The sequence below is a fragment of the Meiothermus hypogaeus genome (assembly GCF_003574035.1).
Lineage (GTDB): Bacteria > Deinococcota > Deinococci > Deinococcales > Thermaceae > Meiothermus > Meiothermus hypogaeus.
The window spans coordinates 25,624-37,119 of record NZ_QWKY01000009.1; the positions used below are offsets into that span (position 1 = coordinate 25,624).

9 protein-coding genes are annotated in these 11,496 nt (G+C 60.1%); 8 read left to right on the top strand and 1 reads right to left on the bottom strand.

Translation table 11 applies throughout. The annotated features are described in order from the left end of the window. Positions 1-15: 15 nt before the first annotated feature. The 4 genes from Mhypo_RS03890 to Mhypo_RS03905 all read left to right on the top strand — a co-directional run bounded on the left by Mhypo_RS03890 (position 16) and on the right by Mhypo_RS03905 (position 4,393). A complete protein-coding gene (locus Mhypo_RS03890) occupies positions 16-621 on the top strand; it encodes a 3'-5' exonuclease (protein WP_119339996.1) in 606 nt (201 codons plus the stop codon). Between the two features lie 105 nt (positions 622-726). Further along, positions 727-2,235 (top strand): ABC transporter substrate-binding protein, encoded by a 1,509-nt coding sequence (locus Mhypo_RS03895; protein WP_240637107.1) that lies wholly within the window; start codon positions 727-729, stop codon positions 2,233-2,235. Positions 2,236-2,597: 362 nt separating this feature from the next. Further along, positions 2,598-3,551, top strand: coding sequence for an ABC transporter permease (locus Mhypo_RS03900; RefSeq protein WP_240637108.1), 954 nt, complete (start codon positions 2,598-2,600; stop codon positions 3,549-3,551). Next, positions 3,548-4,393 (top strand): ABC transporter permease, encoded by an 846-nt coding sequence (locus Mhypo_RS03905; RefSeq protein WP_119339997.1) that lies wholly within the window; start codon positions 3,548-3,550, stop codon positions 4,391-4,393. The genes Mhypo_RS03900 and Mhypo_RS03905 overlap by 4 nt, the downstream gene beginning before the upstream one ends. Positions 4,394-4,716: 323 nt before the next feature. On the opposite strand, the gene Mhypo_RS03910 is transcribed toward Mhypo_RS03905, so the two are convergent. Then, positions 4,717-5,442, bottom strand: coding sequence for a GntR family transcriptional regulator (locus Mhypo_RS03910; protein ID WP_119339998.1), 726 nt, complete (start codon positions 5,440-5,442; stop codon positions 4,717-4,719). 107 nt (positions 5,443-5,549) lie between these two features. On the opposite strand from Mhypo_RS03910, the gene Mhypo_RS03915 reads away from it, so the two are divergent. From Mhypo_RS03915 to Mhypo_RS03930, 4 genes are all read left to right on the top strand, one after another. Next, complete coding sequence (locus Mhypo_RS03915) at positions 5,550-7,286, top strand: ABC transporter substrate-binding protein (protein WP_119340026.1); 1,737 nt, start codon at positions 5,550-5,552, stop codon at positions 7,284-7,286. Positions 7,287-7,435: 149 nt separating this feature from the next. After that, positions 7,436-8,404: an ABC transporter permease gene (locus Mhypo_RS03920; protein WP_119339999.1), complete on the top strand. Its 969-nt coding sequence runs from the start codon at positions 7,436-7,438 to the stop codon at positions 8,402-8,404. A gap of 9 nt (positions 8,405-8,413) precedes the next feature. Beyond that, positions 8,414-9,496 (top strand): ABC transporter permease, encoded by a 1,083-nt coding sequence (locus Mhypo_RS03925; protein ID WP_119340000.1) that lies wholly within the window; start codon positions 8,414-8,416, stop codon positions 9,494-9,496. Between the two features lie 182 nt (positions 9,497-9,678). After that, positions 9,679-11,448 (top strand): ABC transporter substrate-binding protein, encoded by a 1,770-nt coding sequence (locus tag Mhypo_RS03930; protein WP_119340001.1) that lies wholly within the window; start codon positions 9,679-9,681, stop codon positions 11,446-11,448. The last annotated feature ends 48 nt before the right edge of the window (positions 11,449-11,496 follow it).

Sequence of the window (11,496 nt, forward strand, 5' to 3'; positions counted from 1 at the left end):
AACGCGCCTTTTGCTATGAAGCTCTGGCCTTTTCCCAAAAGCCCTGCCTGGAACGAGGTTATCTACTGGGCCCTGGATCTAGAGACGAGCGGACTTAGCCACGACGATCAGATTCTTTCCGTGGGCATGGTGCCCATCCGCAAGGGCATCATCGAGTTTGGCGCACACTATTACAGCCTGGTTCGTCCCATAAGACCAGGTGCACTCTCCGCCGAAGGCATCAAGGCCCATCACATCCTGCCGGGGGAGCTGGACAGCGCCCCTCCACTCGAACAGGTGCTCGAGGAAATCAAGGCACGTATCGGTCACGGTGCCCTGCTGCTGCACTATAGCTCGGTGGATTTGAGTTTTTTGCAGCGATACTTCCGCGCCACTGGCAAGCCCTGGGTCAGGCCGGTGGTGGTGGATACGGTGGTCTTGCTGGCCCGGCTGGGCGAACGGCGCAGACAGCTCGAGCCGCACGCCAAGCCCTTTCCCACCGGCCTGGCAGCCGCCAGGGCCACGTTTGGCCTGCCAGGACATCTGGAACACCACGCGCTCTGGGATGCCCTGGCAACGGCCGAGCTTTTTCTGGTACTCCGCCACAAACTCCAGGCACGCACCCTGCGGCAGCTCATTTGATACAAACCCTGCAATAGACGATGGTGGGACACCTGTACCACTTGAGTACCAAAGTTTTGTGGCATAGAATACACCCGAGCAGCCCTAAGCTCAAAAGGAGGCGCTATGAAAGGTCGCAGGTTTGGTTTCTTAATGGCCTTGATATTGGCAATGGGGTGGTCTTTTGCCCAGACCCCGGTACGAGGCGGCACGCTGCAAATAGGAGCAGACGCCTCTCCCTCGGGTCTCGACCCCCACGTGGCCACGGCTTTTGCTTCGTTCATCGTGACCGGCCAGATCTACGAGGGTCTTACCGAAATTGACGAGCGTTTGCGGCCCCGCCCCGCCCTGGCCGAGTCCTGGACGGTTAGCCCGGACGGCCTGACCTACACCTTCAAGGTGCGCTCGGGGGTCACCTTCCACGACGGCAAGCCCCTAACCGCCGGGGATATCGCTTTCTCCATCAACCGCGTGCGCGACCCCAAGACCGGCTCCCCCATCGCCAGCCGGGTCAACCTGATCAAAGATGTGCGGGCAACCTCCCCCACCCAGCTGGTTGTCGAGCTTTCCCAGCCGTTTGCCCCAATGCTCATTGAGTTGGCAAACATTGCAGTAATGTCGGAAGAGTACGTCAAGGCGGGCAACGACATGCAGCGCAGGCCCATGGGCACGGGGCCCTTTGCCTTCAAGGAATGGGTGCCCGATACCTACATCCTGCTCGAGCGCCATCCCCGCTACTGGCGGCAGGGGCGGCCCTACCTGGATGCCCTGCGCTACAACATTGTTCCTGATGCAGCAACCCGCCAGGTTGGCCTGGCCAGCGGAACCTATCAGTTCCTGCCCAACATTGACCCCTCGCTGGCCGTGACCCTGCGCAATACCCCCAACGTCAAGCTCATCACCACCCAGGATCTGGCCTACAGCCTGATTGGCATGAACGTCTCGCGCAAACCCTTCGACAACCCCAAAGTACGCGAGGCCCTCAACTATGCCCTCAACCGCCAGCAGATTGTCCAGGCGGTCTACTTTGGCAACGGCACGCCCGCCGGGCCCCTGGGGCTGCGCTCCTGGGCTTCGCCGCAGAGTGCCTTCCCCTGTTACAACACCAACCCTGCACGGGCCAGGGAACTGCTGGCCCAGGCAGGCTACCCCAATGGCGTGGACTTTGGCATGATCGTGATCGGCTCCAACAAAACCGTGGTGGATGCCGCCCAGGTGGTGCAACAACAGCTCGCCCAGGCCGGCTTCCGGGCCAGGGTCGAGGTGTTGGAGCAGGGCAAGTTTATCCAGGAGTGGCGCAACTCCAACTTCGATACTTTTGCTTCCATCAATGGCGGTAACGCCGACCCCGACGGCTACCTGTTTCGTACCTTCTCCACCGGCGGCTCGACCAACGTTTTCAAGTACTCCAACCCCACGGTAGACCGCCTGCTCAACCAGGGCCGCACCACCGTAAACGAGGAAGCCCGCCGCCCCATCTATGCCCGTTTGCAAGTAGAGCTGGCCTGCCAGGGGCCCATCGCGCACCTGGTCTACGGCACGCTGTTCTCCGCCGCCCGCGAAAACGTGCAGGGCTTCAAGCCCATTCCCACCCGCTCGCTCATCTACCTGCGCGATACCTGGTTGGCCCGGTAATACCGGATTCAAAAAGACAGTTTACAAAACCAAAAACCCCATAGGTTGTCTTTTTGAATCCTGGAGCACACCCCTCCCGAACGGTTGGCGAAGAAAGCGTCTCCCTTTCAAGGGGCGGTATCGCCCTCCGCTACGCGGATAACTTCGGCCCTGTTGATTCGTTGCCATTCGGTAACGAATCAACCAAATCTGGTATAAAGGGCTCGAGCTCCGTGCTTTTGTGGGGTCTGCGGGTTCTATGCCCCTGGTCACCCCGGAATCCTCAGGGGCCCAGCCTGGACTCTAAACCAGGCGCACAACAAGCTACTGGAGCATCGCGTACCGCTGGAGCCGGCGGCAACCCTGGGTTCTATGTTCTCCTCATGATGCTTTCCTTTCTTGTCAAACGCTCGCTCGACCTCCTGTTCGTGTTGTTTGGGGTCTCGGTGCTGGTTTTTCTGATGATTCGGCTCATCCCCGGCGATGCTGTGCAGATCATGCTGGGGGCCAACACCGAGATTACCCCCGAAGGGCTTGCCGCTCTGCGCGAAAAGCTGGGGTTGAACAAGCCCATCTTCGTGCAGTACTGGGACTGGCTCAGCGCCGCCCTGCGTGGTGACCTGGGGCAAAGCATCTGGACGGGCAGGCCCATCAGCGAAGAAATCTTGCAGCGCTTGCCCATCACCCTGGAACTGACCGTCCTTTCCCTGGTCATCGCCATCGGGCTGGCCATTCCGGTGGGGGTGCTGACGGCTTACTGGCGGAACTCGAGGGCAGAGTACCTCATCCGGCTCTTCTCTATCACCGGGGTAACCCTGCCCTCCTTCTGGCTGGGTACTTTGCTCATCTTTCTGGTGTTCAAGCTGGCCCCCGGCTGGCAGAGCCTGGGCTACGTGCCTTTCAGCCAGGACCCCTGGGGGCACCTCTCCCGGCTGGTGCTACCGGTCGTCACCCTTTCCCTGCCCATGCTGGCGGGTCTGAGCCGTGTGCTCCGCTCTTCGCTACTGGATGTGCTAAATCAGGACTACATCCGCACCGCCCGCTCCAAGGGGCTCTCCGAGCGGGTGGTGCTCTACAAACACGCCCTTCGCAACGCCATGATTCCCCTGGTCACCGTTATTGGGATTCAGGTGGGCTATCTCTTTGGGGGCGCCATTGTGGTAGAGCAGGTGTTTGCCATCCCTGGGATGGGTCGCCTGATTTTAGGGGCCATCAACGAGCGCAACTACCCGCTGATCCAGGGTGCCATCCTGCTGGTTACCACGGCTTTTGTGCTGATTAACCTGCTGGTAGACCTGATCTACGCCAAGCTCGACCCAAGGGTGGAGTACGCATGACCCTCACCTGGCAAAAAACCCTTTGGCCCCTATTGCGCAATCCACTGGGTTTGCTGGGGCTCTTGCTGACCCTGGTGGTCGTGCTCTGTGCCCTACTCGCCCCTACCCTGGCCCCCTATAGCCCCGTCGAGCAAAATATCCTGACCCGGCTTTCCGGCCCCACCAGCGCCCACTGGCTTGGCACCGACCAGTTTGGGCGCGACCTTCTTTCCCGCATCCTCTTTGGCTTTCGCAACTCCTTGATGGTGGCCTTCAGTTCGGTGTTCATTGCGGTGCTGGTGGGCACCTTGTTGGGGGTCTCGGCGGCGTATGTGGGCGGCTGGTACGACCGCGTGGTCATGCGCCTGATGGATGTGCTTCTGGCTTTCCCAATTATCCTTCTGGCCATTGGCATCATCGCCATGCTGGGGCCCAGCCAGTGGAACGCAGCCCTGGCCATTGGCATCGTCTACATCCCCACCTTTGCCCGCCTGACCCGGGGGCCAGCCCTGGTGGTTCGCAACACCGATTATGTGCAGGCGGCCATAGCCATTGGCGCCGGCAATCGCCGCGTCATCCTGCGGCATATTTTGCCCAACCTGGCCTCGGTGATTCTGGTGCAAACCACCTTGGCCCTTTCCACCGCCATTCTGGTGGAGTCCTCGCTGGCCTTTTTGGGACTGGGAACCCAGCCGCCCAACCCCTCGCTGGGCCAGATGCTATCGGAGGGCCGCGCCTACCTGACGCTATCTCCCTGGACTTCGGTGTTTTCGGGGCTAGCCATTCTGGTGGCTTCGCTCGGATTTAATCTGCTGGGAGACACCCTGCGCGATACCCTTGACCCTCGGCTGCGGGGGCATTAGCGCCGGTCTCATACCGGATTCAAAAAAGACAGTTTGCAAAAGCAAAAACCCCATAGGTTGTCGTTTTGAATCCTAGAGCACACCCCTCCCTTGAGTACCGGCGCTAGCCGGGGGCCGATGGCCCTTCACTGACGGTCAGCGAAAAAAGTGTCTCCCTTTCCAAGGGGCGGTATCGCCCTCCGCTACGCGGATAACTTCCAAGGGGCGGTATCGCCCTCCGCTACGCGGATAACTTCCAAGGGGCGGTATCGCCCTCCGCTACGCGGATAACTTCGGCCCTGTTGATTCGTTGCCATTCGGTAACGAATCAACCGAATCTGGTATCAGCGATTGCTGCGCAACTCCGCCACAAAATCGTAGCGGTCACCCCGGTAGTGGCTGCGGGTGAACTCGAGCACGCTGCCATCGGCCAGGTAACTCAGCCGTTCGATGTAGAGCACCGGCTCATCGGCCCGAATGCCCAGGAGTTCAGCCTCCTGCCGGCTGGCCGCTACTGCACGCAAGCGTTGAAGGGCCCTGACCGGACGCAAACCCTTGCTTTCCAGGTAGGCATAAAGCGAATCCTTAACTTCTTCCGGGTTGGGCAGCAGGTGCGCAGGCAGGGCGGCCCGCTCGACGGCCATGGGTTCGCCCTGGGCGCTGCGGACGCGCTCGAGGCGGGCTACTTTTTCCCCCGGTGAAAGCGATAAGGCCAGCACCTCTTCTGGCGAGGCTGTAAACAAACCACGCTTCAGCCAGCGCACTTTGGGTTCCAGTCCCCTGGCCCGCATATCCTCACTAAAACCCGTAAGGGTGGAAAGGGGCTGCTCGAGGCGGGGGGCTACATAGGTGCCCGAGCCCTGTCGGCGCTGTACCAGACCCTGGGCCTCGAGGCGCTCCAGGGCTTTACGCAGGGTGAGCCTCGAGACCCCAAATTGATTGGCCAGTTCCCGTTCTGGGGGCATGGCTTCACCCGCTTTCCAGGTATCTGAAGCCAATGCCTCACGTAGAACTGCTTCGAGTTGCAGGTACAGCGGTGTAGCCGAATGGGTGTTCAGTTTAGCGTGCATAGGTTATTTTGTATTATACCACTTGCATACCAATATTGCTTGGCGTATACTCGCCCTTGAACCAAAGCGATGTCCCCCTCGGGTTCGAGAACTTTACGGAGGAAACCATGAAAAAGCTCTTGTGGCTCATAGCCGTCAGTCTTGCAGCAGGAGGGCTGGCACTGGCACAGCCTAAAACCATGCCTGCTTACGCCAACCTGGGCGTAACCGCAGGCAAGCCAGGCGGCAGTCTGACCTTATCGCTGGCCAGCGCCCCCCAAACCTTCTTTTACTACGGGGCTATTGATTCGGCCATCCAGAACCTGGCCAACCAGATGTTCGATGGTCTGATTGAGTACAACCTGGCTAATTACCAGATCGAACCGGCCCTGGCCACCCGCTGGACCATTACCAACAGCCGGGTCTACACCTTCGATTTGCGGCGCGATGTGCGCTGGCACGATGGCCGACCCTTCACCGCCGACGACGTAGTCTTCACCTACACCCAGATTGTGGCCAACCCCGAGGCCCGGGGGGGCGATGCGGCCAACTTCGACGGTGTAAAGATTGAAAAGCTGGGGGACTTCCGGGTGCGCTTCACCCTGCCCAAGCCTGCCCCAGCCTTTATTCATTACATGCGCCTGCCCATCATGCCCAAGCACAAGCTGCTGCCTTTCAGCCAGGAGGGAGGCAAGCCTCGAGCCGAAATCAACACTGCTTGGCCCACCAACGTCAACCCCGAGGAAGTGGTGGGCACCGGGCCCTTCCGTCTGCGCAGCTACACCCCCGGGCAACAGGTTACGCTGGTCAAGAACCCCAACTACTGGAAGCGCGATGCAGCTGGCAATGCCCTGCCCTACCTGGATCAAGTCCAGTACCTGATCATTACCGATTCCCAGGCTCGTGTAGCGCAGTTCCTGGCAGGCAACCTGGGCCAGATTAACATCACCGGTGCCGAGTTCCCCGACCTCAAACGCCGTGAGACCCAGGGGGCTTCTTTCCGGGTCGTACAGTTCCGGGCGCTGTTTGGCTCACCCCCTAACCTGTCTTTCAACTACAATGCCAAGAACCCCGAGCTGGCCGCGCTCTTCAAAAACTCGGACTTCCGCCGGGCCATGCAGTTTGCGGTCAACCGTGAGCGGATTATCGAGGATGTGTATAACGGCCTGGCCGAGCGGGCCAGTTACGGGGTTGCGCCCCTTTCCGAGTGGTACTACCCCGAGGTAGCCCGCTTGCAAGGCCGCTTTGACCTGAACGCAGCCAACGCTGCGCTGGACAAACTGGGGCTGCCGCGGGGTGCCGATGGCATCCGGCGTTTGCCGAGCGGAAGACCCCTCGAGTTCACCCTCACCTACGGCTCCAACTCAGCGGTCTTTACGGCCATCGCCACCATTCTGCAAAACGATTTCCAGCGTGTAGGGGTAAAGGTCAACCTGCAAGGCATCCTGGCGGCCAACCTGCTAGGCACCGGGCGTGGAGCCGACTGGGAAGCCATTTTGCTGGCCCTGGGGGACCAGCCCGACCCCGAGCTACGTACCCCCATCTGGAAACCCGGGGGCGCGCTGTACTACTGGCATCAGGCCACCCAGCCCACCACCCCTACCGGACAGCCGCAGTTCAACAACTTTTTGCCCTGGGAGCGGGAGATTTACGACCTGTGGGAGCGTGCCGCCAGCACCACCAACTTCACCCAGCGCAAAGCCCTTTACGACCGCTGGCAGTCCATCGCGGCCCGCGAGGCCCAGGTCATCATGATTGCCAAAGAATACGCGGTGGGCGCTGTTTCCAACCGCTATGGCAACTATATCTATAGCCTGGGCGTAATTCCTGGCTTCAATCCCTTGCCACTGATGTTCCAGCGCTAAAGACCTGGGGTAGGCTTCTTTCGCCTACCCCTTTTTTTGTTACTCATTGCTTGCACATGCCCATCCAGATGCCCCGGCGCTGCCTGCAAGCTCCAAGGCCTCCTGGGCTCGCCCGATTTCGGTCGGGTTTTCTTGAAACTTAGTCGCTCATGACCACCTTTATACTTCGCCGAATTCTGGTAGCCGTACCCACCTTGCTCCTCATCTCGGTGCTGGTGTTTGGGGTCATACAGCTTCAGCCGGGGGGTTTTTTAGAAAACATGCTCGAGGATCCCCGCGTCAGCCGCGAGACCGTCGAAAACATTCGCCGCCAGTACCTGCTGGATCAGCCGGTCTGGGCGCAGTATTTGCACTGGCTGGGGGGAATCGTGCGGGGGGATTTTGGCTTCTCGTTCCTGAATAGTCGTCCGGTCTCCGAGCTGATCTGGGAGCGCATGGGCTGGACGGTCTTCCTGGCCGCCCTGACCATTCTGGCTACCTGGGTAATTGCCATTCCGCTGGGCATCTACACCGCACTGAACCGCTACGGCCCTACCTCGACTGCGCTCAACTTTGTGGGCTACTTCGGGCTGGCCACGCCCGATTTTCTGGTAGCGCTGCTGCTCATCTATCTGGTGCTCATCAGCGGCGGCACCACGGTGGGGGGGCTCTTCAGCCCGCAGTACATCGATGCCCCCTGGAGCTGGGCCAAGTTTCAGGACATGCTGGGGCATCTCTGGATTCCCCTCATCGTGATTGGGCTCGACGGCACTGCCACCATCATGCGGCAAATGCGGGCCAACCTGCTGGATGTCCTGAACCAGGACTACATCCGCACTGCTCGAGCCAAGGGGCTGGCCGAGCGGGTGGTGCTCTGGAAACACGCCGTGCGTAACGCCATCAACCCCCTGATCAGCCTGGCCGGGCTCCAGCTCCCTACCCTCATATCCAGCACCATCATTGCCTCGATTGTGCTGAGCCTGCCCACCATCGGGCCCTTTTTGTACGATTCCCTCTTGAACAAAGACCAGTATGTGGTGATGGCTCTGCTGATGCTTTCGGCGGTGCTTTTGATGGTGGGTAACCTCCTGGCCGACATACTGCTGGCCTGGGTAGACCCCCGCATTCGCTACGAGTAGAGGTGCGGCATGGATAAACGCAACAACCCCCTCTACCTGGCCTGGCGGCGATTTCTGCGCTCCAAACCCGGCGTGATTAGCGGGGTGGTGCTGATTGTGCTGTATGGGGTGGCTCTCTTCGCCGGATTTCTGGCCCCCTACAACCTGACCGTACAGCACCCCGATGCCATCTACCAGCCGCCCCAGCGCATCCACTTCTTTCGGGACGGCCGTCCGGTTCGACCCTACGTCTACCAGCTCAAGCGCGAGCGCGACCCGGTAACCTTCATCAGTAGCTATAGGGAAGACCCCAGCCGCCCCACCCTCATCCGCTTTTTCATCGCCCAGGGGGAGCCCTACCGCTTTTTTGGGCTCAAAACCAACTGGCACCTGTTTGGCGTCCCGGAGTCCGAGGGCTACTTCTTCCCGCTGGGCACCGACCAGTTTGGGCGCTGCCTGTTCTCCCGCATCCTGGTCGGCTCACAGGTCTCGCTCACGGTTGGGGTGATTGGGGTGCTGATCTCCTTTGTCATCGGGATTCTGCTTGGGGGAATTTCTGGCTATTTTGGCGGCTGGATCGACACCCTCATTCAGCGCACCACCGAGGTATTGCTCTCCATTCCGCGTCTGCCCATTCTGATGGCCCTCTCGACGGTTATTCCGGCGAGCTGGCCCAGCACCTACGTCTACCTGGGTATTATCGGAGTACTCTCGTTTATTGGCTGGGCCGGGCTAGCTCGGGTGGTGCGGGGGCAGGTACTGGCCTTGCGCGAGGTGGACTACGTAACCGCCGCCGTGGCCCAGGGGGCTTCCAACCTGCGCATTATCCTGCGGCACATCGTGCCCAACCTGAGCAGCTACCTGATCGTAACCGCTACCCTGGCCCTGCCTGGCTACATCATTGGGGAGTCGGCGCTCTCGTTCCTGGGGCTGGGCATCAAAGAACCCATGGCAAGCTGGGGGCTCCTCCTGAAGGACGCGCAAAACTTCCAGTCACTTTCTCTGTACCCCTGGCTGCTGACACCCGGCATTCTGATATTTATCTCGGTGCTGGCCTATAACTTTCTGGGGGACGCGCTGCGTGATGCGGCAGATGTGCGGCAAAGGGACTGAGGCATGGGGTAGCTGAGGCGTATGAATCCATATCTGAACGGCCAGGATTGCCTACCCGAACGACGAGTTCTCGCTTTGAACTGCGACAAGAACCCTCAGGTACGGGTATCTCTTCAAGGGCATAACGGGGCCGGGATTAGCTATAAACAATCGTACTCTCGAGGCAACTAAAGGAGGTGCACATGAACCGTCGGAAGTTGTTAAAGCAGGCCGCCTTTGGCATAGGCACGGGGGCGCTGGCTCCCTGGCTCTTTAGCAAGGCAATGGCCCAGCAAGCCGGCCAGACCAACGTGCCCGCCAGCCTGTTCCAGGAGATTGGCAAGCGCGGGGGCACCCTGACCCTGCCGCTCGGCTCCACACCGCAAAGCTGGAATTACTTTGCGGTGATTGATAACTTTGCCTACACCGTACTGAACAACGTTTTTGATCGGTTGATGCAGCTCGATCCGGTCACCTTCGAGCTGGTAGGGGTACTGGCCGAGTCCTGGACAATTTCCAGGGATGCCCGCACCACCACTGTGAAGCTTCGCAGCGGCGTGAAGTGGTCGGACGGCACTCCATTTACTGCCGACGACGTGATTTTTACCTTTACCGAGGTGGCCTCGAACACCAACCTGCGGGCCAACCAAGCCGCCACGTTGACGGTGGGGGGGGTGCCCCTGCGCTTCGAGAAGGTAGACGACCTGACCTTCAGGGTGGTTTCCAACAAGCCCTATGGAGCCGTCTTGCAAGCCCTGACCTTTTCACCCATTATGCCCCGGCACAAGCTGGCCCAGTTCAAACCCAGAGAAGACCCCAGCGGCTACAGCCGGGTCTGGGCTACCAATACCGACCCCAGGGAAATCGTGGGCACGGGGCCTTTTATTCTGCAAAGCTATGTACCCGACCAGAAGGTAACCCTGGTGCGCAACCCCAACTCCTGGCGGCGCGACCCCCAGGGCAACCCGCTTCCCTACTTCGACCGGCTGGAGTACCTGATCATCCGCGACCCGAACATTCAGGTAGCCCAGTTTTTGGCGGGAAACCTCGACCAGGTACCCGTTTCCGGGGCTCAGTTCCCCGACCTCAAGCGCCAGGAGGTAGCATCTGGAAAAATTCGGGTCTTGCGGGGCAGCACCATCTATACTTCTCCACCGCACTGGGGTTTCAACTTCGATGTCCCCAACCCCGAACTGCGTGAGCTTTTCAGGAATCTGACCTTCCGCCGGGCCATGCAGTTTGCCGTGAACCGCAAGCGCATTATCGAGGATGTGTACAACGGCCTGGCCAGTCTGCCCGGTCACGGGGTTGCTCCCGGTACGTTCTGGTACTACGACACCCGCAGCTACCTGGGTGAGTGGAGCCTCGAGCGAGCCGCGGGGCTGCTGGACTCGCTGGGCCTTCGCCGGGGTGCGGATGGACAACGGCGCTTGCCCAGTGGAAGGGTGCTCGAGTTCAGCTTCACCTATGCCTCGGACTCCCTGCCTTTCTCGGCGATTGCCGCCATTTTGCAAAACGACCTGCGGCAGATTGGCGTTAAGCTCAACCTTCAGGGCATTCAGCAGGGCACCCTGCTGGCTACTGCTACCAGCGGTAACTTCGAGAGCATTCTGATGGCCTACGGCGACCAGCCCGACCCCCAGCTCCGCAAGGACATCTGGCAACCGGGGGGCCAACTCAACTACTGGCACCGCTCGGTCTGGCCCGAACGCGGCAGCAGCGAGCCCAAGTTCGACCAGATGTTTCCCTGGGAGAAAAACATCTGGGAGATTTTCCGCCAGGCTGAGCAACTGGGGGATCAGAACGAGCGCAAGCGCCTCTACGATCGCTGGCAGCTGCTCTCGGCCCAGAATCTGCCCGTGATCATGATTGTCAAACCCGATGCCGTAGCCGCTGGTCACGCCCGCCTGGGGAACTTCTACGCCCGCGATAACCGGATCATCTACACCAATTTCAGCATGTTCGAGAAGTAGCGGTTGGGTTTAGATCTCATGGGCATCTGGGACAAGGGGGTCTGGTTG